This is a genomic window from Amycolatopsis sp. NPDC058340 (assembly GCF_042723975.1).
Lineage (GTDB): Bacteria > Actinomycetota > Actinomycetes > Mycobacteriales > Pseudonocardiaceae > Amycolatopsis.
In genome coordinates this window covers 1-25,721 of record NZ_JBHXIB010000060.1, presented here as the reverse complement: position 1 = coordinate 25,721, position 25,721 = coordinate 1, and the positions used below count along the sequence as shown (strand labels likewise).

General features: G+C 69.0%; 23 protein-coding genes. 16 read left to right on the top strand and 7 right to left on the bottom strand.

Annotation, left to right across the window (positions count from 1 at the left end; genetic code table 11):
• Nucleotides 1-47: 47 nt before the first annotated feature.
• A complete protein-coding gene (locus ACFWIW_RS36960) occupies nt 48-680 on the bottom strand; it encodes a TetR/AcrR family transcriptional regulator (protein ID WP_378372734.1) in 633 nt (210 codons plus the stop codon).
• Between the two features lie 121 nt (nt 681-801).
• Here ACFWIW_RS36960 and ACFWIW_RS36955 point away from each other — a divergent pair, with 121 nt between their 5' ends.
• Genes ACFWIW_RS36955 through ACFWIW_RS36945 form a run of 3 tightly spaced genes read left to right on the top strand, consistent with a single transcriptional unit; the run spans nt 802 to nt 3,393 of the window.
• Entirely contained in the window at nt 802-2,178 is a 1,377-nt protein-coding gene (locus ACFWIW_RS36955; protein WP_378372733.1) for a DHA2 family efflux MFS transporter permease subunit, read from the top strand.
• Nucleotides 2,175-2,999, top strand: a complete 825-nt coding sequence (locus ACFWIW_RS36950; protein ID WP_378372732.1) for an SDR family NAD(P)-dependent oxidoreductase — start codon at nt 2,175-2,177, stop codon at nt 2,997-2,999. The genes ACFWIW_RS36955 and ACFWIW_RS36950 overlap by 4 nt, the downstream gene beginning before the upstream one ends.
• Before the next feature lie 31 nt (nt 3,000-3,030).
• On the top strand, nt 3,031-3,393 hold the full coding sequence (locus ACFWIW_RS36945) for a helix-turn-helix domain-containing protein (RefSeq protein WP_240601333.1): 363 nt from the start codon (nt 3,031-3,033) through the stop codon (nt 3,391-3,393).
• 406 nt (nt 3,394-3,799) lie between these two features.
• Here ACFWIW_RS36945 and ACFWIW_RS36940 read toward each other — a convergent pair whose 3' ends face one another.
• Nucleotides 3,800-4,090: a 4a-hydroxytetrahydrobiopterin dehydratase gene (locus tag ACFWIW_RS36940; RefSeq protein ID WP_038508499.1), complete on the bottom strand. Its 291-nt coding sequence runs from the start codon at nt 4,088-4,090 to the stop codon at nt 3,800-3,802.
• A gap of 75 nt (nt 4,091-4,165) precedes the next feature.
• On the opposite strand from ACFWIW_RS36940, the gene ACFWIW_RS36935 reads away from it, so the two are divergent.
• From ACFWIW_RS36935 to ACFWIW_RS36920, 4 genes are all read left to right on the top strand, one after another.
• The gene (locus tag ACFWIW_RS36935; RefSeq protein ID WP_378372731.1) at nt 4,166-5,218 is read left to right on the top strand and encodes a thiamine ABC transporter substrate binding subunit; all 1,053 of its coding nucleotides are present in this window, start codon (nt 4,166-4,168) and stop codon (nt 5,216-5,218) included.
• Between the two features lie 47 nt (nt 5,219-5,265).
• Nucleotides 5,266-6,843 carry an ABC transporter permease gene (locus tag ACFWIW_RS36930; protein WP_378372753.1) on the top strand — a complete coding sequence of 526 codons (1,578 nt, stop codon included), beginning with the start codon at nt 5,266-5,268 and terminating at the stop codon, nt 6,841-6,843.
• A complete protein-coding gene (locus ACFWIW_RS36925) occupies nt 6,843-7,862 on the top strand; it encodes an ABC transporter ATP-binding protein (protein WP_378372730.1) in 1,020 nt (339 codons plus the stop codon). Before ACFWIW_RS36930 ends, ACFWIW_RS36925 begins: the two co-directional genes overlap by 1 nt.
• Before the next feature lie 118 nt (nt 7,863-7,980).
• A complete protein-coding gene (locus tag ACFWIW_RS36920) occupies nt 7,981-9,090 on the top strand; it encodes a serine hydrolase domain-containing protein (RefSeq protein ID WP_378372729.1) in 1,110 nt (369 codons plus the stop codon).
• Nucleotides 9,091-9,143: 53 nt separating this feature from the next.
• On the opposite strand, the gene ACFWIW_RS36915 is transcribed toward ACFWIW_RS36920, so the two are convergent.
• The 3 genes from ACFWIW_RS36915 to ACFWIW_RS36905 are packed head-to-tail and all read right to left on the bottom strand — an operon-like array spanning nt 9,144 to nt 12,096.
• A complete protein-coding gene (locus ACFWIW_RS36915) occupies nt 9,144-10,022 on the bottom strand; it encodes an ABC transporter permease (protein ID WP_378372728.1) in 879 nt (292 codons plus the stop codon).
• On the bottom strand, nt 10,019-11,014 hold the full coding sequence (locus tag ACFWIW_RS36910) for an ABC transporter ATP-binding protein (RefSeq protein WP_378372727.1): 996 nt from the start codon (nt 11,012-11,014) through the stop codon (nt 10,019-10,021). The genes ACFWIW_RS36915 and ACFWIW_RS36910 overlap by 4 nt, the downstream gene beginning before the upstream one ends.
• A complete protein-coding gene (locus ACFWIW_RS36905) occupies nt 11,011-12,096 on the bottom strand; it encodes an outer membrane lipoprotein carrier protein LolA (protein WP_378372726.1) in 1,086 nt (361 codons plus the stop codon). The genes ACFWIW_RS36910 and ACFWIW_RS36905 overlap by 4 nt, the downstream gene beginning before the upstream one ends.
• 144 nt (nt 12,097-12,240) lie before the next feature.
• On the opposite strand from ACFWIW_RS36905, the gene ACFWIW_RS36900 reads away from it, so the two are divergent.
• From ACFWIW_RS36900 to ACFWIW_RS36890, 3 genes are all read left to right on the top strand, one after another.
• Nucleotides 12,241-12,969 carry a response regulator transcription factor gene (locus ACFWIW_RS36900; protein ID WP_037340943.1) on the top strand — a complete coding sequence of 243 codons (729 nt, stop codon included), beginning with the start codon at nt 12,241-12,243 and terminating at the stop codon, nt 12,967-12,969.
• The gene (locus ACFWIW_RS36895) at nt 12,966-14,297 is read left to right on the top strand and encodes an ATP-binding protein (protein ID WP_378372725.1); all 1,332 of its coding nucleotides are present in this window, start codon (nt 12,966-12,968) and stop codon (nt 14,295-14,297) included. Before ACFWIW_RS36900 ends, ACFWIW_RS36895 begins: the two co-directional genes overlap by 4 nt.
• Nucleotides 14,298-14,395: 98 nt before the next feature.
• Entirely contained in the window at nt 14,396-14,785 is a 390-nt protein-coding gene (locus ACFWIW_RS36890; RefSeq protein WP_378372724.1) for a (deoxy)nucleoside triphosphate pyrophosphohydrolase, read from the top strand.
• A gap of 49 nt (nt 14,786-14,834) precedes the next feature.
• Here the strand turns inward: ACFWIW_RS36890 and trpS are convergent, their stop codons facing one another.
• On the bottom strand, nt 14,835-15,800 hold the full coding sequence (gene trpS, locus ACFWIW_RS36885; RefSeq protein WP_378372723.1) for a tryptophan--tRNA ligase: 966 nt from the start codon (nt 15,798-15,800) through the stop codon (nt 14,835-14,837).
• Nucleotides 15,801-16,078: 278 nt separating this feature from the next.
• On the opposite strand from trpS, the gene ACFWIW_RS36880 reads away from it, so the two are divergent.
• Nucleotides 16,079-16,378 carry a YciI family protein gene (locus tag ACFWIW_RS36880; RefSeq protein ID WP_378372722.1) on the top strand — a complete coding sequence of 100 codons (300 nt, stop codon included), beginning with the start codon at nt 16,079-16,081 and terminating at the stop codon, nt 16,376-16,378.
• Between the two features lie 7 nt (nt 16,379-16,385).
• Here ACFWIW_RS36880 and ACFWIW_RS36875 read toward each other — a convergent pair whose 3' ends face one another.
• Complete coding sequence (locus ACFWIW_RS36875) at nt 16,386-16,544, bottom strand: hypothetical protein (RefSeq protein ID WP_007028942.1); 159 nt, start codon at nt 16,542-16,544, stop codon at nt 16,386-16,388.
• A gap of 195 nt (nt 16,545-16,739) precedes the next feature.
• On the opposite strand from ACFWIW_RS36875, the gene typA reads away from it, so the two are divergent.
• The 5 genes from typA (at nt 16,740) to ACFWIW_RS36850 (ending at nt 25,672) form a co-directional block, all read left to right on the top strand.
• Nucleotides 16,740-18,662, top strand: a complete 1,923-nt coding sequence (typA, locus tag ACFWIW_RS36870; RefSeq protein ID WP_378372721.1) for a translational GTPase TypA — start codon at nt 16,740-16,742, stop codon at nt 18,660-18,662.
• A 1,083-nt stretch (nt 18,663-19,745) separates the two neighbouring features.
• Nucleotides 19,746-21,455: an ABC transporter family substrate-binding protein gene (locus ACFWIW_RS36865; RefSeq protein ID WP_378372752.1), complete on the top strand. Its 1,710-nt coding sequence runs from the start codon at nt 19,746-19,748 to the stop codon at nt 21,453-21,455.
• Between the two features lie 287 nt (nt 21,456-21,742).
• Nucleotides 21,743-23,548: an ABC transporter family substrate-binding protein gene (locus tag ACFWIW_RS36860; RefSeq protein WP_378372720.1), complete on the top strand. Its 1,806-nt coding sequence runs from the start codon at nt 21,743-21,745 to the stop codon at nt 23,546-23,548.
• Between the two features lie 182 nt (nt 23,549-23,730).
• The gene (locus ACFWIW_RS36855) at nt 23,731-24,747 is read left to right on the top strand and encodes an ABC transporter permease (RefSeq protein WP_378372751.1); all 1,017 of its coding nucleotides are present in this window, start codon (nt 23,731-23,733) and stop codon (nt 24,745-24,747) included.
• Nucleotides 24,740-25,672: an ABC transporter permease gene (locus tag ACFWIW_RS36850; RefSeq protein ID WP_378372719.1), complete on the top strand. Its 933-nt coding sequence runs from the start codon at nt 24,740-24,742 to the stop codon at nt 25,670-25,672. Before ACFWIW_RS36855 ends, ACFWIW_RS36850 begins: the two co-directional genes overlap by 8 nt.
• The last annotated feature ends 49 nt before the right edge of the window (nt 25,673-25,721 follow it).

Below are 25,721 nucleotides of genomic sequence, written 5' to 3'. Positions count from 1 at the left end.
GGAGAGCAACCTCCGATCGTCCCCTTTTTCCTTTCCGTGACGTTTCCTCAGCCCTGGGCGCCGAAGGCCTTCAGGAAGGTGTCGACGGCGGCCTCGGCGATGGCGCGAAGTTCGGCCTCGGGAGTGGGGCGGGTGCCGAGCCTCGCCCGCTTGTCGGCCGGACCGGACAGCAGCGCGAAGAACTGGTCCGCGGCCAAGAGCGGGTCCGCTGTTCGAAGGTGCCCGGAGACGGTCAGGCGGGCGAGCCGGTCGGCCAGTGCTTCGGCCACGCGGTCCGCCGCACGCGTGTGGATGACGTCGAGCAGGTCGGGGAACTGGCCCGTCTCGGCCGCGAGCAGCCGTCGCAGCGCCCACGAGCGGTCGGCGCAGTAGCACTCGAGCAGTTTCCAGCCGACCGTCTCCAGCGTGGCGCGGAGATCGTCGCCCGCGCCGGTGAGCCGCTCGACCACGGCCAGGTTCTCGGCCAGCGCCCGATCCGCCGACGCGGAGACCGTCTCGCGGAACAGGCTCTCCTTGTCGCCGTAATGGCTGTACACGGTGGCCTTGGCGACGCCCGCTTCGGCCGCGATCACGTCCACGCCCGCCTGCGCGTATCCCTCTCGCGCGAAAACGGTGAAAGCCGCGTCGAGGATCGCTTGCCGCTTGTCGATCCGGCCTCGGGCCGTACCAGTTCCACTCATGCGCTCAGCGTACCGGGACGACCGGATAGGCAGACTCGCAAGTCTGGCAAAACAGACCTGCTAGTCTCGGACTCACCGGTCTGAAAAATCAGACTGGTGAGTCTGTTTCGAAGGGAAGAGCATGACAACCACCCGGGACGATCGGCTGGGCTCCGCGCTGCGGCTGCTGATCGGCGTGATCCTGCTCGGCGGGGCGCTGGGCATTCTGAACAGCACGATGGTCGCCGTCGGGATCCGCGACCTCGCCGAGGACTTCGAAGCCTCGCTGGGCACCGTGGGCTGGGTTTCGACCGGGTTCCTGCTCGCGGTCACCGTCACCATCCCCGTGACCGGCTGGGCGGGTGAGGCCTTCGGCGGCAAGCGGATGTGGCTCGCCGGGCTCGGCGTCTTCCTCGCCGGCTCGCTCGGGTGCGGGCTGGCGTGGGACATCGAAAGCCTGATCGCCTTCCGCGTGCTGCAGGGGATCGGCGCGGGCATCCTCGATCCGCTCGTGCTCACCCTGCTCGCCCGCGCCGCCGGGCCGCGGCGCGCGGGCCGCGTGATGGGGCTGATGGCCGCCGTGCTCTCGCTCGGTCCCGTGCTCGGCCCGGTGCTCGGCGGCGTGGTGCTGCAGGGTCTCGGCTGGCGATGGATGTTCCTGCTCTGCGTGCCGCTCGGCGCGCTGGCGGTGCTGCTCGCGCTGCGCGTCATGCCCGCGGATCCTCCTGCCGAGCGGCGGGCACGGCTCGACATCCTCGGTGTCGCCCTGCTCGGGCCGGGTTTCGCGGGCCTGCTCCTGGTGCTGTCCCAAGCCGCGAACGGCGCGGACCTTCTCTCTTCGCCGGTGCTCGTCCCACTGGTGGCTGGCGTTCTCTTGCTGGCCGGTTACGTGGTTCACGCGCTGCGCGGTGAGGCGCCCCTGGTCGACGTCCGGCTGTTCGCCCGTCGCGGGTTCGCCGCGAGTGTGACCGTCATGGCGCTGACCGGGCTGGCGATGTTCGCGAGCCTGATCGTGCTCCCGCTGTACTTCCAGCAGGCCGGGGGACACGGGGCGCTCGTGGCCGGGCTGCTCGTCGCGCCGCTGGGCGTCGGGGCCGCGGTCGCCGCCCCGCTGGCGGGACGCGTCAGTGACCGGGTCGGTTCACGCACCCTGGCGCTGGCAGGCGGTCTCGTGGCCGCCATGAGTGCCGTCCTCTTCACCACGTTCGACGCGGGGACCGGCGACGCGGCGGTGGTGCTCGCCGGGCTGGCCCTCGGCACCGGGCTCGGTTTCGTCGGCCCGCCCGCGATGGGAGCGGTGTATCGCACGTTGCCGGGACCTCTGGTGCCACAGGGAAGTTCGGTGCTCTACATGCTCAACCAGCTCGGCGGTTCGATCGGTGTCGCCGTGGTCGCGTTGATCCTCGCCACCACGACCGGCCCGGTCGCGGGTCTGCACGCCGTGTACTGGTTCGTCGCGGGCACGATGGTCGTCCTGCTCGCCGCCGCCGCGCGCCTGCCGGGCGGGGGTGACCGGTGAAGACGATCGTGATCTCCGGCGGTACCGACGGGATGGGCAAGGCCCTCGCGATGGAGTACCTCGGCCGAGGCGACACCGTCGTCGTGCTCGGCCGGGACGCGGCGAAAGGCGCGGTGTTCGGCGAAGCGGACCGCGCGACTTTCATCCAGGCGGACCTCGGCCTCATCGCGCGCAACCGTGAGGTCGTCGAGCGGATCACCACCACGTTCCCGGTCGTGGACGCGCTGGTGCTGTGCGCCCGCCACTTCCGTTCGACCAGGGTGGAGACGGCTGAAGGCATCGAAAGCACCTTCGCGTTGGAGTACCTCAGTCGTTATCTGCTCAGCCACGGGCTCGCCGCCGCCTTGGGCCGGGCCGAACGGCCCGTCGTCGTCAACGTCTCCGGTCCGGGGGTGCCCAAGCCCGAGATCCGCTGGCATGACCTTTCGCTGACGAGGGGCTATGACGGCGTCGCCGCGCAAATGCAGGCGGGACGGGCCAACGACCTGCTCGGCGTCGCGTTCGCCGCCGAACATGCCGCGAGCGGGATCTCGTCCGTGCTGCTCAACCCCGGCGGTGTCTCGACGAGCTTCTCCGGGGAGTACGACGCGGCGACCGCTGCCCACGTCGAAGCGTTGAAGAGATATGGGAAACCCGTCGGGGAAGGCATCGTGCCGATCATCGCGCGGATCGACGACCCGCCCGCCGAGCCGCTCAGCGCGTTCGTGGAAGGGCGGCGGATCGCGGCGACCGGCCCGGGATTCGAACCCGCCGCGGCGAATCGGCTGGCCGAGGTCACTCGCGGGTTGCTGGCGGACGAACGACGGCGTGGGCGAGGGTAACTTCGGAGGGGTGAAACCGCTGAGTCCCGACATGTTCGCGCCCGGCTGCCCGTCGAACCTGACCCCGTTCCGGATCGGCGACAAATGGGCGGGCCTGGTCGTGCAGTGCCTGGAAGAAGGACCGCGCCGGTTCTCCGAGCTGCGGGTGCCTTTGAGGGGAGTCACGCCGAAGGTGCTCACGGAGACCCTCAGGGCTCTGGAGCGCGACGGCATGATCACGCGGACGGCGTACGACGAGACACCGCCGCGGGTGGAATACGAGCTCACCTCGCTCGGCCGGACGTTGTTCGAGCCGATGGAGGCGTGCCGTAAGTGGGCGGCGGAGCACCTTCCGGAGCTCGTCGCCGCCCGTGAGGCGTCCTTGGCCGGCAGCCAGGCGAAGCCTGCCCGTTGAGGGTGGCGGTGGGGCGGGGCCCGGGTTAGCCGAGCAGGCCGAGCACGACGATCGTCAGCAGCGTGATGGCGGCGGCGAAGGTGGTCACCCAGGCGCGCTGGGCGGCGGTGATCGAGGCGTTGTTCACGGCGGTTCCCCGGGGGAGAGAAGCGACAGGTCCGCCGGGAACAGCGCGTTGATCAGGCTCCGCGTTACCTTCGAAGCGGTGGTGTGATCAAGATCACTGATCGTGCTGGTGATGCCGCTCGCGCGCGGTGTACCAGAGCACTCCGGCGGCGGCCGCCACCATCGCGCCGAACGCCGAGAACCCCACCACGATCGCCTGCGTCATCACTCGTCCTTTCTCGTTGTGTCCCTACCGGGGTGACGTCCGAGAAGCGGAGTTGTGGCGCGGTCGTAGCGGACGTCACATATCCGCGAGTACCCCGTCGATCTGCGACGCGAGCGAGAAGTCCTTCTCCGTCAGCCCTCCGGCGGAGTGCGTGCTGAGCCGGAACGTCACCGTCCGCCAGCGGATGTCGATGTCGGGATGGTGGTCGGCCGCCTCAGCCAGTTCGGCGACCTTGTCCACCGCTTCGATGGCCTTGGGGAAGCTCGGCAGCTTCGCCGTCCGCTCGATCGTCACGCCGTCACGAGTCCAGCCGGAGAGCTTGGTCACGGCTTCGTCGGCCTGCTGGTCGTTCAAGATTTCCGCCATGACTCCATGGTGGTACGCCGTCGGCTACGCTGCACGTTTGCCACGGGTCCCCCCTTGAAGAACGCAGGAGGCTAGATGAAACGCGCCCTCCGCACGGTCGTTGCGGCTGGCACGGTGGCCGCCCTCGTCGCGGGCTGCTCGCTCTCCGGGAACACGGGGAACGACCCGCAGGCGCCGGCGACGGTCACGCTCGTGACACACGACTCGTGGCTCGCGCCCCAGGAGGTCCTCGACGCGTTCGAGCGGCAGTCCGGGATCAAGATCTCCGTGCTCAAACAGGGTGACGCCGGCGCGCTGACCAACAAACTGGTGCTCACCAAGGCGAATCCGATCGGTGACGTCGCGTACGGCATCGACTCGACGTTCGCCTCGCGCGCGCTCACCGAGGGCGTTTTCGAGCAGTACACCAGCCCGGAGGCCGATCGCGGCCCGCAGCGCTACTCCGTCGACCCAGGGCACCGGCTCTCCGCGGTGGACCTCGGCGACGTCTGCGTCAACATCGACACCCGGTACTTCGCGGACAAGGGGATCCCGGAGCCGAAGTCGTTCGCGGATCTGACCGACGCCAAATACAAGGACCTGATGGTCGCCGAGAGCCCCGCGACGTCGTCGCCCGGGCTGGCGTTCCTGCTCGGCACCGTCGCCCAGTTCGGCGAGCAGGGCTGGCAGGGGTATTGGACGCAGCTGAAGGCCAACGGGCTCAAGACGGTCAGCGGCTGGGAAGAGGCCTACTCCAAGGAGTTCTCCGGCTCCTCGGGCAAGGGCCCGCGCCCGATCGTCGTCTCCTACGCCTCTTCGCCCGCCGCCGAGATCGGCGACGACGGCAAGCCGCGCACGAAGGCACTGCTCGACACCTGCTACCGGCAGGTCGAGTACGCGGGTGTGCTCGCGGGCGGCAAACAGGTCGAGAAGGCCCGCAAGGTCGTGGACTTCCTGCTGTCGCAGCAGTTCCAGGTCACCGTGGCGAGCAACATGTACGTGTACCCGGCCCGTCAGGGCGTCGAGCTCCCGCAGGGCTGGGCTCAGGCCGCGCCGCTGCCGCAGCAGCCGAAGACGCTCGAACCGGCCAAGATCCAGGCCGGGCGCGAGCAGTGGATCGCCCAGTGGCGCACGCTACTCGAAGGCTGAGTACCACCAGGCCGACTTTCCGTGGAGCCGGGCTGGCCGCACTCGCCGTGCTGCCGCTCGGTTTTCTCGTGGTGTTCTTCGCCTGGCCGGTCGCGGCGATCATCGGCAGGGGCTTCGGCTCCGGCGGGGTCGGCACGGCCGTCGGCGACCCGCTGACCTGGAAACTCGCCGGATTCACCGTCGCAAGTGCCGGGGTCTCGACGATCGTCGCGGTGCTGGCGGGTCTGCCGGTCGCGTTCCTGCTCGCGCGGGTGCGGCTGCCGGGGGTCTCGCTGGTCCGGACGCTCGTGCTGGTGCCGTTCGTGCTGCCGACGGTCGTGGTCGGCCTGGCGTTCCGCGCGCTCTGGCCCGACGGCGGATTGCTGCCGCTGGTGCTGGCCAACGCCTTCTTCAACGTCGCCGTCGTCGCGCGCACGGTTTCCGGGCTGTGGAGCCATCTCGACCCGCGCACGGTGGACGCGGCCCGTGCGCTCGGCGCGTCGCCGTGGCGTGCCTTCCGTTCGGTGACGCTGCCCGCGCTCGCGCCTGCCGTCGCGTCGTCGGCCGCGGTGGTCTTCCTGTTCTGCGCCACCAGCTTCGGGGTCGTGCTCATCCTCGGCGGGGCGAAGTACCGCACCCTGGAGACCGAGATCTACCTGCGCACGGTCGAACTGCTCGACCTCTCCGGCGCGGCGGCGTTGTCGCTGGTGCAGTTCGCCGCCGTCGTCGCCGCGCTGGTCGTCGGCGCGCTGGCGAGGCGGCGCCGGGAGAACGCGGTGCGGCTGCGTTCGCGGAGCGAGACAGCGCGGCGGCCGAGGGGCGGCGAGTGGTGGGCGGTGACCGCCGGGCTCGCGGTGATCGCGCTCCTGATGACGCCGATCGTGGCACTCCTGGTCGAATCCGTGTCCACTTCGGACGGTTGGAGCCTCGCCGGGTACGAAGCGCTCGCCGGGCACGGCTCCAGTGGCGCCCTTCGGATCTCCGGCTGGGACGCGGCGTCGATGTCGCTGCGGACGGCGTTCGACGCGACGACGCTCGCGATGATCGTCGGGGTGCTGGCCTCGGTCGTGCTGGTGGCGTTGCGCCGCACGCCGGGCAGGCTGGCCCGTGGCATGGGCGAGACGATGGACGCCGCGCTGATGCTGCCGCTGGGCGTGTCCGCGGTCACCGTCGGGTTCGGCTATCTCGTCACGCTCGACGCGCTGCCGGGCGACCTGCGGACGTCGCCGCTGCTGGTGCCGCTCGCGCAGGCGCTGGTGATCATCCCGCTGATCGTGCGGATGGTGCTGCCGGTGCTGCGGTCGGTCGACGTCCGGCTGCGGCAGGCCGCGTCGACGCTCGGCGCGAGCCCCGGCCGGGTGTGGCGCGAGATCGATCTGCCGCTGACGGCGCGTTCGCTGGTCGCGGCGGCCGGCTTCGGTTACGTGGTCGCGCTCGGCGAATTCGGCGCGACGAGCTTCCTGGCCAGGCCGGACGCGCCGACGCTGCCGGTCGCCGTCGCGACGCTGATCTCGCGCCCGGGGGAGCTGAACAACCAGATGGCCTACGCGGCCTGCGCGCTGCTCATGATCGTGACCGTGGTGGCGGTGGTGCTGATCGACCGGTTCGGCGCGGTCCGCGGGCAGAATTCGGTAGGGGAGTTCTAGTGTCGCTGTCGGTACGGGACTTGACCGTCCACTATGGATCCTTCGCGGCGGTGAAGGACGCCCGGCTGGACATCGCCGACGGTGAGGTGCTGGCGCTGCTCGGCCCGTCCGGTTCGGGGAAGTCGACGCTGCTGCGGGCGATCACCGGCCTGGAGCCGCTGACGTCGGGCACCGTGCGGTGGGACGGCGAGGACCTCGCCGGCGTCCCCGTGCACCGGCGGGAGTTCGGGCTGGTCTTCCAGGACGGGCAGCTGTTCCCGCACAAGGACGTCGCCTCGAACATCGCGTTCGGCCTGCGGATGCACGACGTCCCGCGCGGCGAGCACGCTGACCGCGTCCGCGCGCTGCTGGAGCTGGTCGGGCTCACCGGCTACGAGCGGCGGCGGGTGACCGAGCTGTCCGGCGGGCAGGCGCAACGCGTGGCACTGGCCCGCGCGCTGGCGCCGGAGCCGCGGTTGCTGCTGCTGGACGAACCACTGTCCGGTTTGGACGCCGGACTGCGCGAACAGCTGGCGATCGACCTCGCGGCTTTGCTGCGGCGCAGCAAGATCACCGCGCTGCTGGTCACGCACGATCAGGAAGAGGCGTTCACGCTCGCCGACCGCGTCGCCGTGCTCGAAGACGGCGAGATCCGGCAGGAGGGCGCGGTGCGCCGCGTCTGGCGGCAGCCGGTGGACGAAGGCGTGGCGCGGTTCCTCGGCGTGACCACGTTCGTCGACGGCGCGGCCTCCGGCGGGGTGGTGCGGACGCCGCTCGGCGAGGTCGCGCTGCCCGATGCCGAGGACGGCGCGGTGCGCCTCGGCCTGCGCCCGCACGGTCTCCGGGTCGCTCCGGACGGCGTCGAGGGCGAGGTCGTCGCCGTGGTGCACCGGCGGGAGCACGTCCGGCTCGTGGTCGCGCCCGGCGGTGATCTGTCCACTGTGGACGCGGTCGCGCCGGTCACCGCCGATCTGCGCCCGGGTGACACCGTGCGGCTCGCTCTGGACCCGGACGGCGTCGCCCAGCTCCGCGTTCGTTGAGGGGTGAGGCGAACGTGGCTTTCGCAACGTCGACAGGCCCTCGGAATGCGGTAATCCGGTCCGAAACCTGCGGTTTTCCTCAGTGGCGGCCGGGCTCGCCCGTCATACCGTCGTCCCCATGCTCCTGAAGACGATCTTGTCCTTCGTTCTCGCGATCAGCCCGGCCGCCGCACCGGCCACGCCGGAAATCCCGGTCGCCGAGTTGCACGCCAGGCTCACCGCCCTCGCCGACGGCCGGGACATCACCGCCGGGCTGATCCACGTCCGGAACGGCACCCGCCGATGGTCGAGCGCGGTGGGCGTGCGTGACCTGGCCTCCGGGACGCCCGCGGTCGACGGCGGTCACTTCCGCGTCGGCAGCGTCACCAAGACCTTCGCGGCCACCGTCCTCCTGCAGCTGACCGACGAGGGGCGGCTGGCACTCGACGATCCGATCGAGCGCCACCTGCCCGGTGTCGTGCCCGACGGCGGTCGCGTCACCGTCCGGCACGTCCTGCAGCACACCAGCGGCCTGCACGACTACATGAGCGAGCCCGGATACTCGACCAATCGCTGGCGAGCCGATGCCCGCTTCGACGACTACACGCCTTCGCAACTGCTGAAGGTGGCGTTCGCGGAGGGCCCGGACTTCGAGAATCCGGGAGAGTCCTGGCATTACTCGAACACCAACTACGTCGTCGCCGGTCTGCTGATCGAGAAGCTGACCGGACGCCCGTATGGCGAGGAGGTGACGCGGCGAATCCTGCGCCCGCTCCACCTCACGCACACCAGCGTGCCGGGTCACCGCTCCTCCTTGCCCGTCCCGCACGCCCGCGGCTATGAACCGCTGCCGACGACCCCACCGTCGATCGTGGACGCCACCGACATGGATCCCTCTCTGGACTGGGCGGCCGGTGAGATGGTCTCCACCACAGGCGACCTGAGCACCTTCGTCACCGCCCTGATCGAGGGCAGGCTGACAAGCCGGGCGAGCCTCACGGAGATGCGGCGGATGAGGGACGCCGTTCCGCTGTTCCGTTACGGCCTGGGCTTGCAGGAGTTCGCGATCCCTTGTGCGACCGGCCCCAAACCGGTGTGGGGGCATACGGGCCAGCTGATCGGCTACCTCACCGTCGCCTTCACCGACGGGAAGGGCAAGTCGCTGACCCTGTCGCTCAACCCGCACGAGCGGGACCCGTCCACCGAAGCGGTGGTCTCCATGGCGACGGCGGTCTTCTGTTCGCGATGAGTCCTCTGGACGCGGTGCGCGAGTACCGCGTCCAGAGGACGAAACGCGGGAGGTCAGCCGTCCCGGGTGGTCAGGCGCGCGTAGGCGATGGAGAGCCCGATGACGATGTAGCAAGCTGCCCGCAGAGCGCCTTCGCCGAGCATCGACATGTCCAGCGGATCCATCAGTACCGCGGCAGGCGCCTGCGCCCAATCCTTGTTGAGCAGGAACGGATGAAGCCACGAGACCGCGTCCAGGAAGCCGAGGATGGTGAACACGATCGTCCCGGCCAGCACCGAGGCGACCACCAGCATCGGGTGCTCGGTGAACGACGAGATGGCGAGCGCGACCGCGCCGACCGCCCACAGCTGGAGGGTGATCCACAGCGCCACCACCAGAAGCCTGCCCAGCGCGTCCCAGACGCTCAGCGTCGAACCGGTGAGGGTGAACATCGAGTCGGTGCCGCTGATGATCAGCCCGGTCACGAAACCGGTGAACGTCATCGCCAGCACCGCGACCACCGACACCGTCGCGACGCCGAAGGCCTTGATCGCGAGCAGCTTCCCCCGCCCGACCGGCGCGATCAGCCAGCCGCGCAGCGTCCCGTGGGCCGCCTCGCCGGCGATCGCGTCCGCCCCGGCCATCGCCGAAGCGAGGGGGAGCAGCAGCGCCAGTGTCATGGTCAGCGCCGCGACCGGAAGGATGAACCCGTTGTTCATCGCGGAGGCGAGCAGCGCGCCGTCCCCGCCACCGCCGCCGCCGTTCGCTTCCGAGGGGTCGACCAGTGTCAGCGCGACCCCGATCACGATCGGGATCAGCGCGAGCAGGCCCAGTACGGCCAGCGTGCGGGGCCGCCGGAAGATCCAGCGCAGTTCGGCGCGATACAACCGGAGCAGGCCGATGCTGTCCCGGCCGGTCCTCGCCGCGGGTGCCGCGGCCAGAGCGTGGGTCACGACTCCCCCTCACCGTCTACAGTGGACTCCGGCTGGGTCAGCCGGGCGAACAGGTCCTCCAGGCCGGTCCGCGCCCGCGCCGCCTCGTGCACGGCCACCCCGGCCGTCACCAGATGACGCAGCACGTCCGGGGCCTCGGCGGCGGTGAGGTCCACGCGGACGCCGTCCGGGGTGAGCCTGCTGCCGATCCTGTTCTCCCGCAACGTCTCCACCGCGAGTTCGCCGTCCGGCGTCCGCACCAGCAGCGCCGCGTTCCCCGATTCCAGCAGCTCCGAGAGCTCGCCCTGGGCGATCACGTTCCCGGACTGGAGCACCGCGACATGCGTGCAGGTCGCCTCGACCTCGGCCAGCAGATGCGACGACACCAGCACGGTGACGCCGTCGGCGTGCAGTTCGGCGATGATCCGGCGGATCTCCCTGGTCCCCGCCGGGTCGAGGCCGTTGGTCGGCTCGTCGAGCACGACCATCCGGCGCGGCACGAGCAGCGCGCTCGCCAGCCCCATCCGCTGCTTCATCCCCAGCGAATACCCCTTGTAGCGCCTGGTCGCGGCGTCGGTCAGCCCGACGCGCTCAAGCGCCGCGTCGACCGCTCCGGGGATCCCGGCCGAGGCCAGCCTCGGTTCGGCCGCGGCCACGCGCAGCAGGTTCTCGCGCCCGGAGAGAAAAGGGTGGAAACCCGGTCCTTCGACGAGCGCGCCGACGTCGGGCAGCGCGTGCGCCGCCTCGTCGGGCATCTTCTTGCCGAAGAGTTCGACCTCGCCCTCGGTGGGCCGCACGAGACCGAGCAGCATCCGGATGGTCGTCGTCTTGCCCGATCCGTTGGGGCCGAGCATCCCCAGCACGGCGCCTTCGGGAACGTCGAGATCGACGTGGTCCACGGCCACCGTGCGGCCGTAGACCTTGCGCAGGCCCCTGGTGCGGGCCGCCATGGGTACCGCCGGAGCGGACGCCTCCTGGGAGGCGTCCGTCCCGGCTTCGAACGTGGTGGTCACTTCGCGGCCAAAGCCTCGAAGAGGACCTGCTCCGGCACCGCGCCGGCGGCGTAGCGGCCGTCGTCGGTCAGCACGCCGCTGCCGACCTTGGTGGTCACCAGCCAGCCGCTGCCCCACGCGCCGCTGACCGGCTTGGCGAACCGCGAAAGCAGCGCCTTCGGGTCGACCTGGCGGCCTTCCTCGTCCTTGGCCTCGCCGGCCTTGGCCAGCGCGTCGGCCGGGATCTTGCCCGTGATCGCGGTGTCCCAGCCGTCGCCGACGACCTTGATTTCGGACTTCGCCTGCTCGGCCAGCTCACGGTTCTTCGGGTCGACCTCGGCGGTCTTCTCGGTCACCTTCGCGCCCTTCGGCGGGGTGAACTCGAAGTTCGACGCGGGCTGGGCCGCGAAGTTGATCTCGCTGAACGAGACCTCCAGCGCCGGGGACGAGGTGCCGTTGGCCAGCACCGTGACCCGCAGCGGCAGCCGGGTCTGGTCGTCGATCGCGACGCGGATCTCGCGCAGGAGCGTGCGCTCGGTCGGCTTCGGGGTCAGCACCAGTTCGTACGCGGACCGGTTCGCCACCGAGGCCGTCCCGCTGACGGCGATCGTGCTGCTCTCGCGCACCTTGCCGAGCAGTTCCGACGCGACCGTGGCCGGGTCGACGTTCTTGCTCTCGGCCTGGTGCTCCTTGGCCAGCCCGTCCGGGATGGTCACCTTGGTGGCCGAGTTGTCCTTGGAGCTGTACTCCCAGACGGTCTGGCCGTTCCGGACGATGGTCTGCTGGCTGGAGCCCTCGGTGAGCGAAACCTTGCTCTTGCCCGCGCCGTCGGTCGAAATCTGCGCCGAGTCGACGTCGAGCGCCGAGACGCCGGGCAGGGTGCTGCCGACCTGCGGCAGGCCGAGGTCGTTGCTGACCTTGACCTTCCCGTCGAACGCCGACGGCTTCGCGTTGAGCGTCGACTGCACCAGCTCTTCGGCGCTGATCTGCGGCAGGACGGGCGCGTCGCCCGCGGTGGCCGGCATCGCGACGACGGCGAGGCCGCCGACGCCGAGTGCCGTACCCACCACCGCCGCGGTGATGGCCTTCCTCTTCGGATCCATGCTGTCTCTCCCTGTTTCCCCGAACCCCAGTGTGCTCGGGTCTTGGCGACAACGCTTCCCCGGAAACGCTGAGATACCACTCAGACTCCGCCTCCCCGGCTGAGATGGCGCTGAGAGGTCGCGCGTGAGCTGGTGAAAGCGTGAATGATGAAGAGCGTGAAACCTCGAGTGCTGGTGGTCGACGACGAGCCCGGCGTGCGCAAGGCGTTGCAGCGGGGGCTGCGCGCCGAGGACATGGACGTGGTCACGGCGGCCGACGGGCCAAGCGGCCTGAGGCTCGCGCAGACGGGCTCCTTCGACGTCGTCCTGCTCGACATCATGCTTCCGGGGCTCTCCGGCTACCGCGTGCTGGAACGGCTGCGCGCGCTCGGCGTCACCACGCCGGTGCTGATGATCTCGGCGAAGGACGGCGAAGTCGACCAGGCCGACGGCCTCGACCTCGGCGCCGACGGTTACCTCGTGAAGCCGTTCTCGTTCGTCGTGCTGGTCGCCCAGGTGCGCGCGGTGCTGCGGCGGGCGTCGCCGGACGGGACCCGCGGGCCGCTGCGCATCGGCGCGCTGGAAGTCGACCGGAGCCTGCGGCAGGTTCGCTACGACGGCGTCGACGTGGCGTTCAGCCCCCGTGAGTTCGCGCTGCTGGAGGTGCTGGCCGGCCGGGCCGGGACGGTCGTCACCAAGGACGAGCTGTTGCGCGCCGTCTGGGGCGACGAGCAGGCCGCGACCCGCAACGTCGTCGAGGTCTACGTCGGCTATGTGCGCCGCAAACTCGACGCGGTCGGCGCGGGCGCCCTGGTCAGGACCGTGCGCGGGCACGGATACCTGGCCTCGGATCCGCAGCTCGACGAAGTGATCGCCCCGGCGGGACAGGGGTGATCGGCTCGCCGTCTTGGTGGCGCCGCCGCTCGCTCCAGGTCCGGATCACCCTGCTCACGGCCACGGTCACGCTCGGCTTCCTGCTCGGGCTGGCGGCGGTCGCGGGGGACAACCTCCAGCCGCTGCTGATCGGCTCGGTCGACGACGAGCTGAGCGCTCAGCTGGAGACCGCCAAGGCCGACGTCTCGGCCGGGCGGACGCCCACGGGGTCGGCGGTCACCGTCCGCGTCCTCGACACCGCCGGCGGGCCGGTGGACGGCCTGCCGCCGGCGAACCTCGGCCCCACGGACGTCCGCGCGCTGAAGGCTGGCGAATCGATCACGACCGGCGGCGAGCACAGCTGGCGCTGGGCGGGCACCGTCGTCACCGCACCCGATGGGCAGCAACGGCTCGTCGTCGCGGGTGCGGGCTTGGTCGGTTTCGCGACGGCCGTGCACTCCGGCGGGTTGTGGCTGTTCGTGGTCGCGTCCGTCGGCGCGGTGGGCGCGGGGATCGCGACGTGGCTGCTGGTGCGGTTCGCCCTGCGGCCGGTGGCGCGGATGCGCGGCTCGGTGCGGGCCCTCCCGCCGGGCGCGCGGCTGCCGCTCCCGGATTCGCACGACGAACTCCGCGCGCTGGCCGAGGAGTTCAACGCGCTGCTGGCGCGGCAGGAGGAGGGCGCCGACCGGCTCCGGCGGTTCACCGGGGACGCCGCGCACGAGCTCCGCTCGCCGGTCGCGTCGATCCGGGTGCAGGCCGAGGTCGCCGTCGCCAATCCCGATCCCGACCTCTCGCAGGAGACGCTGTCCGACATCCTGGAGGAGGCGGAACGGCTTTCCGCGCTGCTCGACGGGCTGCTGGCGCTGGCGAGGTCGGACGCGGGGGAGGTCCCGCCCGCGGAACCGGTCGAGCTGGTGAGCGAGGTGCGGGCCGCGGTCGCGCGGATGCCGTCCGGCGCACCCGAGATCCGGGTGAGCGGCACGGTCGGGACGGCCTGGGCGCTGGCCACGCACTCCGAGGTCGAACTGGTGCTGAGCAACCTGCTGCGCAACGCCTGCCGGTACGCGCGGAGCGAGATCGTGGTGTCGGTGCTCGCGGCGCGGTCCACCGTACGGGTGGTGGTCGACGACGACGGTCCGGGCATCGCCCCTGAGCACCGGGAACGGGTCTTCGACCGCTTCTACCGCGTGTCCGATTCGCGGGCGCGGTCCTCGGGCGGCACCGGGCTGGGGCTGGCGATGGTCGCGGAGGCCGTCCGGCGCCGGGGAGGCCGGGTGCGCGTCGGCGAATCACCCGATGGCGGGGCCCGGTTCCAGGTCGTGTGGCAGGCGGCGCGCCCCGGCGCGTGATCGGAGCCGGAACACGCGTGACTGAAGCCGGAACACGGTCTTCCGCCTTCAAACACACGTGATCCGGCTCCAAGCACGCTCGGCCGTAGGGTGTGCGCGTGGTGATCGTGGGCGCCGCCATCGTGCGGGACGGACAGTTGCTGGCGCAGCAGCGGGCTTGGCCCGCCGATCACGCCGGGCAGTGGGAGTTGCCGGGCGGGCGGGTCGAGGACGGCGAAAGCGACGAGGCCGCCCTGGCGCGGGAATGCCTGGAGGAACTGGACGTCGCCGTGACGGTCGCGGGCCGGGTCGGCGAGGACGTGCCGCTGCCGAAGGGCAAGGTGCTGCGGATCTACGCCGCGACGCTGGTCGGCGCGGGGGACGAGCCGCGGGCGGTGGAGCACGAGGACGTCCGGTGGATCTCCGCGCACGAACTCGACGACCTCGACTGGCTGCCCGCCGACCGGATCCTCCTGCCCGCCCTGCACACCCTGCTCGAAAGTCCGTGAAGGACTCCTTGAGGGACCCAGAGTCCCTCAAGGAGTCCTTCACGGAACTTCAGCCCGCGCCGATGAGCCGCAGCGCGGACTGCAGCCGGTGCTCACCCCGTTCCGCCGCCCGGACGGCCCCCGCCTTGCGCACCCGCTCCAGCTCACCGGGGTCGGCCAGCAGCGCCAGCGCGCCCTCCCGGACCGGCCGCAGCTCCTCGATGAGCGCCTCGGCGACGGCCTCCTTCACCTGGCCGTAGGAGTCGAACCGATCGGCGAGGACCTCGGGCTTCTCACGGGTGCACGCCGCGAGGATGTCCAGCAGGTTCGCCATCCCCGGCCTGGCTTCCGGCGCGTAGGCGGGCTTCGACCCACCGTCGGTCTTCGCGCGTTTGACCTTCCGCCGGACCTGGTCGGGCTCGTCGAGGACGAAGATCACCCCGGCCTCTTCCTTCGTCGACTTCGACATCTTCCGCGTCGGCTCGGCGAGATCCATGACCCGCGCGCCGGCGGGCGGCAGCACCGCCTTCGGCATGGTGAACACGTCGCCGTAGGTGGTGTTGAACCGCTTCGCCAGCGTTCGAGCCAGCTCGACGTGCTGCCGCTGGTCCTCGCCGACCGGGACCTCGTCCGCACCCTGCAGCAGGATGTCGGCCGCCATCAGCACCGGATAGGTCAGCAGGGACAGCCGGACCCCGGCCCGGCCCTTCGACTTCTCCTTGAACTGGATCATCCTGGCGGCCTCGCCGTAGTTGCAGGTGCACTCCAGGACCCAGTTGAGGGCGCCCAGCTCGCGCGCGATGTCGGACTGCACGAACACGCGGTCCGGCTCGATCCCGGCCGCGATCAGCACGGCCAGCTGCTCCGACGCCATCGAACGCAGTTTCGCCGGATTGTGCGAGTTCGTCATGGCGTGCAGGTCGGAGACGAAGTACAGGTCGTCCGGCCCGCCCTCGTCCGCCCAGCGCCGGATGGCCCCCAGGTGATTCCCGACGTGGACGTGGCCGGACGGGGTGATCCCGGACAACCTGATCATCTGCCTTCTTCCTTCCGGATTCGGGCCGCCCCAGGGTCCGGGCACGAAAAAGGCCGCCCGGTGGGGCGGCCTGGTGGTGCGCTCGTCTGGTTCAGCGCAGGACTTCGGGGCCGCCGGAGGGCGGCCACCACTGGGCGTTCTGCGCGCGCATGCCGACGATGCTACCGCAACCGTGAAAGCAGCGGCAGATCACTCATTCCGGGCACAGTGCGTCAACACTTCGTATCAGCCGGGGCAGTACGTCCGTCATATTGGAGATCCGGGTCTACCTTCTACTCATGTTCGTCGTCCTGCTGACCTACACCGCGCCCATCGAAGAAATCGACTACGTGCTCCCGGATCACGCCGACTGGCTGACCAAACAGTACGAACACGGCAATTTCCTGGCCTCCGGCAGGCGCAACCCGCGCATCGGCGGCGTGATCATCACCAAGCCCATGGCCAGGGGAAAGCTGGACGCGATCCTCGCGACCGACCCGTTCTCGATCAAGCACATGGCCAGCTACGAGGTGATCGAGTTCTCGCCGACCCGCACCGCGCCGGAACTGCGGGCGATCAACGAGGCGGTGGTGCACTGACGATCTTCTAAGCGGCCTTCGCGATCTTCGTTTTCGCCTTTTTCAGCGCGAGAACGGGACATTTGCCGCACCGCGACTTCGACCGGCAGCATTTCTTCTTGACCTTGCCGGACTTCATCCATTTGCGCACGAGCTTGTGCGGGTCGTCGGGTAGTTTCTTGCCCACGCGCGCTCCTTCTCCGACCGGTGTCGGCGACCCCTACACGTTAGGTGAGCCTAACCGATCTGGGGGCGTGGGGCTGCTCACAGTCGGGCTACAGGTATCCTGGTGTGGTCCGCGTATGGCCAAAGTCGGCCAGCCGTGTCTCGAACGCGCGAGCGCGGGCACCACACCCGAACTTGAAACCTTTGGAGCCTTCGCGTGCCCGCAGCCAGCGCCACCGCAGTCGATGCCGGCCGCTCGTCCGGCAAGACCCGGCCCGACCTGCGCAACGTCGCCATCGTCGCACACGTCGACCACGGCAAGACGACCCTCGTCGACGCCATGCTCCGGCAGTCCGGTGCCTTCGAGGAACGCGCCGAACTCGTCGACCGCGTGATGGACTCCGGGGAGCTCGAGCGGGAAAAAGGCATCACCATCCTCGCGAAGAACACCTCCATCCGGCGCCAGACCGACGAGGGCGCGGTGACGATCAACGTCATCGACACCCCCGGTCACGCCGACTTCGGCGGCGAGGTCGAACGCGGCCTGTCCATGGTGGACGGTGTCGTGCTGCTGGTCGACGCCAGCGAGGGCCCGCTCCCGCAGACCCGTTTCGTGCTCCGCAAGACCCTCGAGGCCGGCCTGCCGGTGATCCTGGTCGTCAACAAGACCGACCGGCCCGACGCCCGGATCTCCGAGGTCGTCGAGGAGACCCACGACCTCCTGCTCGACCTGGCCGGTGACATCGAGGACGCCGACCTCGACGCGATCCTCGACCTGCCGGTCGTCTTCGCCTCCGCGCGAGCGGGCAAGGCGAGCCTGGAGCAGCCCGCCGACGGCGCGGTGCCCGAGAGCGAAAACCTCGACCCGCTGTTCGAGACCCTGATGCGCCACGTGCCGCCGCCCTTCGCCGACCGCGAAGGCCCGCTGCGCGCACTGGTCACCAACCTCGACGCCTCCAACTTCCTCGGCCGGATCGCGCTGATCCGCATCCACTCCGGCAGCCTGCGCAAGGGCCAGACGGTGGCGTGGATGCGCGAGGACGGCAGCATCCAGAACGTCCGCATCTCCGAACTGCTGGTCACCGAGGCGCTCACCCGCGTCCCGGCGACCGAGGCCAGCGCCGGCGAACTGGTCGCCATCGCCGGTATCCCGGAGATCACCATCGGCGACACCCTCGCCGACGTCGAGAACCCGGAGGCGCTGCCCCGGATCGCCGTCGACGAGCCCGCCATCTCGATGACCATCGGTGTCAACACCTCGCCGCTGGCCGGCCGCAGCGGCGGCGACAAGGTCACCGCCCGGCTGGTGAAGGCCCGCCTCGACCAGGAACTGATCGGTAACGTCTCGATCCGCGTCCTGCCGACCGAGCGCCCCGACACCTGGGAGGTGCAGGGCCGTGGCGAGCTGGCGCTGGCCATCCTGGTCGAGCAGATGCGCCGTGAGGGCTTCGAGCTGACCGTCGGCAAGCCGCAGGTGGTCACCAAGATGATCGACGGCAAGCTGCACGAGCCGTTCGAGCGGCTGTCGATCGACTCCCCGGAGGAGCACCTCGGCGGCATCACGCAGCTGCTGGCCGCCCGCAAGGGCCGCATGGAGCACATGGGCGGGCACGGCACCGGCCGCATCAAACTCGACTACGTCCTCCCGGCGCGCGGCCTGATCGGCTTCCGCACCGACTTCCTCACCGAGACCCGCGGCACCGGTATCGCGAACCACGTGTTCGAGGGCTACCAGCCGTGGGCGGGCGAGATCCGCACCCGGCACTCCGGTTCGCTGGTCGCCGACCGGTCCGGTCCGATCACCGCGTACGCGATGATCCAGCTCGCCGACCGCGGCACGTTCTTCGTGGAGCCGGGCGCCGAGGTGTACGAGGGCATGGTCGTCGGCGAGAACCCGCGTGCCGAGGACCTCGACATCAACATCACCAAGGAGAAGAAGCTGACGAACATGCGTCAGTCCTCCGCCGACGTGATGGAGACGCTGGCCCGCCCCCGCAAGATGGGCCTGGAGGAGGCGCTGGAGTTCTGCTCCGTCGACGAGTGCGTCGAGGTCGCCCCCGACGTCGTCCGGATCCGCAAGGTCACGCTGGACGTCAACCAGCGCGCCAAGGAGCGCAACAAGATGAAGAACCGCGGCTGATCCAGAGGCCGAGATGGGGCGATTCGGGTTCTAGTTCGAATCGCCACTCACGGGACGCGCCCATCACGCCGCCCGCCCTTCCCTGGAAGTACGTGAAGGCCCCCTTCACTGCGCTAGACGCAGTGAAGGGGGCCTTCACGTACTTGCGCTGTGACTGCTGGGGCAGGTGATGTCGCCGGGGCTTCGGGAGGCGATCGAGTAATCCGTGAGGGCCTCCTTCCCTACCTTGAGGGTAGGCAAGGAGGCCCTCACGGACCTGCGCCCGGCAGACCACCGTCCAGTAGGTGCCTAAGACACCTTGGCTCTAGCTGAATCGCCACTCACGAGTTCAGACCGCGAGTTTCCTCGGCTGAGCCGAGGGAAGGAGTCCTTCACGCGCCACCGCTGTGGCTGGTGGCGTTCGTGGCCGCATGTGGCGATCGCGTAGTCCGTGAAGGCCTCCTTGAGGGACCCAGAGTCCCTCAAGGAGGCCTTCACGGACCAGGTCCAGACCTATGCCGGAGGGCGCTTGTTCACTCACCGTGAGTAGGCGCCCGCCGCGTTTCCGGCGGGCGAATACGGTCACGCACCGTATTCGAGCGAGCGTTCTTCGTTAAAGAAAGGTCCTTTCCGTACAATTCCGGGGAAAGTCGATCGCCCTTTTCGGACGGTGTTCACAACACCGGAACGGCGGCGGCGGAACGACGGCGGGACGGCCGCGCGCGCCGGCTCGGCGAATGCGGATCCGGACCGCCGCGAAACAAAAGTTCCTAAACGCGTCCGGATAGGACTCGTGGTCGCGATCGTTTCGGTCGTGAATCGTGCGGTGGCGAACATTCCGGCCGGCGTTCCGGAATGTTCCGGGTTGCGGAACCGATTGCCGGAGTATCGCGCTCGGGTGCGGCCAAAAAGCCTCGGCGCGGCAGGAACCCGGAGGGGCTCCCGGGCGTCCATCGGAGGAGGACGGCATCCGGTCGGGCGGCGGCCGGGCCGATATGGGAATCTCGCTGCCGAGGCCATGTCCGGCGTGATAGCTCTATGGCGACGGGGCGAGGGACAAACCAGGAGGATCCAGGCGTGCGGTCACGGACCACAGCGGCACCCATGCTGGCGTGCGCGGCGGTGTTCCTCGCCGCCTGCAGCAACACCCCGCCCCCGCCCGTGGTCAGCTCTTCGGCCTCTCCGGTGAGCACGTCGACCACGAAGACGCCTTCGCAGGTCGTCGTGGGTGTCGACGACGTCCTCGGTGGCTACAACCCCCACAACCTCGCCGACGCGTCCCAAGTGACGTCGGCGCTTTCGCAGCTGCTGCTCCCGTCGGTGTTCCGGCCCAAGGACGACGGCAGCTTCGAACTGGACAAGAACCTGATGAAGTCCGCCGAGGTCGTCTCGCAGCAGCCGTTCACGGTCGCGTACACGATCCGCCCGGACGCCTCCTGGTCCGACAGCGCGCCGATCGCCGCGGAGGACTTCGCCTACCTCCGCGAGGCGATGCGCGACCAGCCGGGTGTCATCGGCGCCGCCGGCTACCGGCTGATCTCGGACATCCAGTCGCGCGAAGGCGGCAAGCGGGTCGAGGTCACCTTCTCCAAGCCGTACCCGGGCTGGCAGACGCTCTTCGACAACCTCCTGCCCGCGCATCTGCTCAAGGACGCCCCGAACGGGTGGCAGGGCGCGCTGGCGACGGCGTTCCCGGCCGTCGGCGGCCCGTACTCGATCAAGGGCCTCGACACCGCGCGCGGAGAGATCACGCTGGAGCGCAACGAGCGTTATTGGGAGAAACCCTCCGCCCTCGACCGGATCGTGCTCCGCGCGGCCGATCAGGAGGGCACACTGGCCGCGCTGCGCAGCGGCAACGACCAGTTCGCGATGACCAGGACCGACGGCACCGGCCTCAAACGGCTCGGCGAACTCGGCTCCGCCGTCCAGCTGCACACGGTCGCGCGTCCCACGGTCGCGCAGATCCTCCTTCGGCCGGTGAGTTCGACGCTGTCGGATCCCAAGGTGCGCGAAGGCGTCACCGCGCTGATCGACCGCGGCAAGCTGATCACCGAAGCGACCGACGGCGGCCCGTCGGACAAGCTCCGTGCCGACGCGCAGATCCGCGTCCCGTCGGCTCCCGGTTTCCAGCCGACGATCCCGGCTCCCGGCCCGCCGTCGGCGGCCGACCCGGTCAAGGCCGAGGAACTGCTCAAATCCGCCGGATACACCAAGGAAGCCGGAACCTGGCGGAAGAACGGGAAGAACCTTTCGCTGGTCGTCGCGTCGCCCGCCAAACAGGAGCCGTACGCGACGATCGCCAAGGAACTGACGGCGCAACTGGTGGCCGCGGGGATCGAGGTCAACGCGATCGCGCCGCAGCCGAGGGAGCTGTTCTCGACCCTGCTGGCGATGCCGGTGTTCAACGGGATCCAGCAGACGACGCCGGAGGGCGCGGGCAACGTCGGCATCGACATCGCGGTGATCGGCCAGGTCACCGGTGGTCCGGACGTGGCTTCGGCGCTGGCGTCCACCTTCGGCTGCCGCCCCGATCAGCTCGCCGACAAGACCAAGGCCGTCGTCCCGGCGAACCCGCTGGGCTTCTGCGATCCGGCCCTGCAGCCGTCGATCGACGCCGCGCTGACCGGCGCCACCCCGGCCGCGGCCGCGCTTTCGGCCCTGGAACCGGAATTGTGGCGTCGGAATGTTGCCATTCCGTTGTTCCAGCTGGCCGATACCCTCGCCATCGGCTCTGGTATTTCCGGAGTAACCGCAGGTCCTCCTATGGTGGGCCCTTTCGGGTCGGCGGTGAACTGGACGAGGGGTCCGAAGTAGCCGTTTCGAGTCCGAGTCCGACCCTGGAGGGTGACCTTTCCCGGCACGTTCGAGTGGCGGACTGATTCCTCAAGGTAACCGGTGTATTTCTTGATGTCAGCCGCAAGTTACCCTTTGGTCACGATCGCCCCGGAACTGGTGACTGTTCGTGCATTTCCTTTCTAGCGTGCACCCGCAGTGCGCCAAATGAGTGTCGCTTGGCGTGTCATAGGCTCCGGGCCATCTCACCGGAGCGGTGTGGGGTCCTGTTCCGATCTCAGGAGCCCAGTGCTAGGAGGGCACACTTCATGAGGAAGTCCAAGGCAGTCTCCGCCTGGTCGCTGGTCGCGGCCTCCGCGCTTGTGCTGAGCGCATGCAGCGGTGGCGACAGCGGTAGTACCGACCAGAACGGGTCGTCGACCGATATCAAGAGCATGGCGGTCGGCAAGGCGCAGAACGGCGAAAACTTCAAGCTCGCGGACACCCCGGGGTACGAAGGCACCGTCACGGTGGGCATCGACGACGGGTACTCGGGCTACAACAACGACACACCCGACACCAACACGTCGTACAACAACTACATCCTGACCGCTGTGCTCGCCGGCTCCCTGGCGCTCGACGGCAACAACAAGGTCTTGCTGAACAACGACGTGCTCGACTCCTGGGAGGTCACCTCCAAGTCGCCGCAGACCGTCGTCTACAAGATCAAGCCGAACGTCAAGTGGTCCGACGGTCAGGCTTGGGACTGCGACGACTTCTACCTTGCCTGGCTGTCGCACAGCGGCAAGGCCAAGACCGCCGACGGCAAGCAGGCCTTCCTCTCCGCTTCGACGACCGGCTACCAGCTGATCAACGAGGCGACCTGCAAGGACGACCTGACCTTCGAAACCAAGTACACCGAGCCTTACCTCGACTACAAGGGTCTCTTCGGTCCGCCCGCGATGATGCCGGCGCACATCCTCGAGGCGAAGACGGGCATCGCCGACATCACCAAGCTGACCCCGACCAGTGACGCGGCCCAGCTGAAGAAGGCCGGCGACTTCTGGACCAACGAGTGGAAGGGCTTCAAGGCGGACATCATGCCCGCTTCCGGCCCGTACAAGATCACCGCGTTCGACGCCAACCAGAAGGCCGTCACGCTCGAGAAGAACCCGAACTGGATCGGTGGCAAGGGTGGCCCCTCCAAGATCGTCGTGAAGGCGATGGAGGACACCAAGGCCATGGCGACCGCGCTGCAGAACGGTGAGATCGACATCGCCGCTTCGACCCAGCCCGACGCCACCGCGGCCAACACCATGAAGGGCCTTTCCGCCCAGGGTGTCACCTACGGTTCGGCCTCGCAGCTGACCTTCGAGCACATCGACCTCAACTACAAGCGCATGTTCAAGGACAAGGACCTGCGCAAGGCGTTCTTCGAGGTCGTCAACCGCCAGGAGATCACCGACAAGCTGCTCAAGGAGGTCCAGGCCGACGCGACCCCGCTGAACAGCGTTGTGTTCATGCCGGGTGAGCAGGGCTTCAAGGACCTGTACAGCAGCAAGGCCGGCCTGGGTGCCGAGGCCGCGGCCAAGACGCTGACCGACGCCGGCTGGGTCAAGGGTGGCGACGGCATCTTCGCCAAGAACGGCCAGCGCGCGTCGTTCAAGATCTCGCACAACCAGAACGCCCGCCGTCAGCAGACCGTCGAGATCATCATCTCGCAGGCCAAGGCCGCCGGTATCGAGATCACGGACGACCAGGACGCCAACTTCCTGAAGGGTGGCCGTCTCGCGGCCAGCGACTACGACGCCGCGCTCTTCGGCTGGTCGCAGCAGCCGTTCAAGGCCGAGGCGAAGTCGATCTACATCACCCGTGTCGACGACAGCAGCCAGAACTACCAGGGCCTGTCGAACCCGACGATCGACTCCGCCTTCGAGGCGGCGGTGAAGGCGACCGACGAGGCGTCCCAGGTGGAGAACTACCAGAAGGCCGACCAGGCGATCGCGGACGAGTACGCGTCGCTGCCGCTGTTCCAGACCCCGTCCATGTGGGCGTTCAAGGGCATCGACCGCACTTACATGCAGTCGTACAACGGTGTCCTGTGGAACGCCGGTGAGTGGGAGCAGAAGAAGTAGGGCTTCGGTCCCGCTTTTTCACCACTCGCTTACGCGATCCTGGTGGTACGGGGGCCCGGCCAAAAGCCGGGCCCCCGTACCCGCCGGAAGTAGCTGTTGACCGTAGGGTTACCGCCACTACGGTGGACAACCGGGCAGCGGTCCAGCACTTCGGCGACCAGGCCCGGATGAGGAGCAGTTCGTTGAACCTGGTGATCTACATTCTTCGCCGTCTGGCGATATCGATTCCCGTCCTGCTGGTCGGGACTTTCCTGTGTTTCGTCATGGTCGCCGGCACCGGTGACCCGCTCGCCGAGATGAAGAGCAACCCGGCCATGAGCAAGGAAGCCATCGCGCAGATGGCCTCGCAGCTCGGGCTGGACCAGAGCATCGTGCCCCGGTACTTCACTTGGCTCGGCAACTTCGTGACCGGCGACTGGGGCGTTTCCATCGCACAGGGCAACGCGCAGGCCCCGGTGTTCCCGAAGGTCATGACCGCGTTCGAGGTCACCTTGAAGCTCGTGGTCGGCGCCGAGATCCTCGCGCTCATCCTCGGCGTGCTCGTCGGTGTGGTCGCGGCGGTCAAGCAGTACTCGATCATCGACTACATCGCCACCACGCTGGCCTTCCTGCTGTTCTCGATGCCGATCTTCTGTGTCGCCATCGTGCTCAAGCGGTACGCGATCGAGTTCAACGGCTGGGTGCGCGATCTGGGACTGTCCGATGTGCTCGGTAACCCCTGGATCCGCACCACGAGTCCGGAATCACTGAATTTCGACGGTCCAGGCGGTTTCCTGGCCAGTTACGTCGGCGCCTATCTGCTGCCGACACTGTCCATCATGGCCATCAGCTTCGCCGCCTACAGCCGGTTCCAGCGCGCTTCGATGCTGGAGACGCTGAACGCGGACTACGTGCGGACCGCGCGTGCGAAGGGGCTCGCCAACGGCCGGGTCATCTTCCGCCACGCCTTCCGGAACGCGCTCATCCCGGTGACCACGCTGTTCTCCGTCAACTTCGGTGCCGTGCTCTCGGGCGCGATCATCACCGAGACGGTGTTCAACTGGAATGGCATGGGCAAGCTGCTCGTCGAAGCGGTGACCAAGAGCGATACGCAGGTGATGATGGGGTGGCTGGTGCTCATCGCCAGCAGCATCATCGTCGCCAACCTGATCGCCGACCTGATGTACGGCATCCTGGACCCGAGGATTCGCGTTGGCTGACTTGAACTCCCTTATCGCGGCGGAAGGCTCCAAGCCCGCCGACGGCTCGCTCCCGGAAACGGCGCTGCCCGAGCCGCAGAGTCAGGGCAAGCTGGTCCTGCGCAAATTCCTGCGGCACAAGCTGGCCATGGTCTGCACGGGTGTCCTGCTGCTGCTCGTGCTGACCGTCATCATCATGCCGATCTTCTGGCCGTACAGCTACGAGGACAGCTCCTTCCCGTCCTTCGCCAAGCCCAGCGCGGACTATCCGCTCGGGACGACGCAGGTCGGCAAGGAAATGGTGTCGCAGATCCTGCGCGGCACGCAGTACTCGCTGCTGATCGCGCTCATCGTGTCGCTCGTCGCCACCACCATCGGCACCGTTTTCGGGGCCATGGCGGGGTATCTGCGCGGCTTCACCGACTCGGCGATCTCCCGCGTGACGGACCTGTTCCTGATCGTCCCGCAGATCGCCGCGGCCGCCATCCTGGCGAAGGTGTTCGGCGGTGGTACCTGGTACATCGTCGCGATCGTGCTGGCGGCCTTCGGCTGGATGCCGATCGCCCGTATCGCCAGGGCCGAGTCGATGTCGCTGTCCCAGCGCGAGTTCGTGGACGCCGCCCGCGCGTCCGGTGCCGGGACGTTCCACATCGTGTTCAAGCACCTGGTGCCGAACATGGTCGGTCTCATCACGGTCAACGCGACCCTCGCGATCGCGCAGGCCGTGCTGATCGAGGCGGCCCTGTCGTTCATCGGGCTCGGGGTGCAGCTGCCGGACACTTCGCTCGGCCGCGTCATCCTCGAGAACTACGCGCAGCTGCAGGCGCGGCCGGCGCTGTTCTTCGGCCCGTTCATCGTGCTGGTGCTGATCTCGCTGACGATCAACTTCATCGGTGACGGCCTGCGGGACGCTTTCGACCCGCGGCAGCGCCGCCAGAAGGCGTAAGGCCCTCTATAGCGCGTGAAGGCCCCCTTCCCTCGGCTCAGCCGAGGGA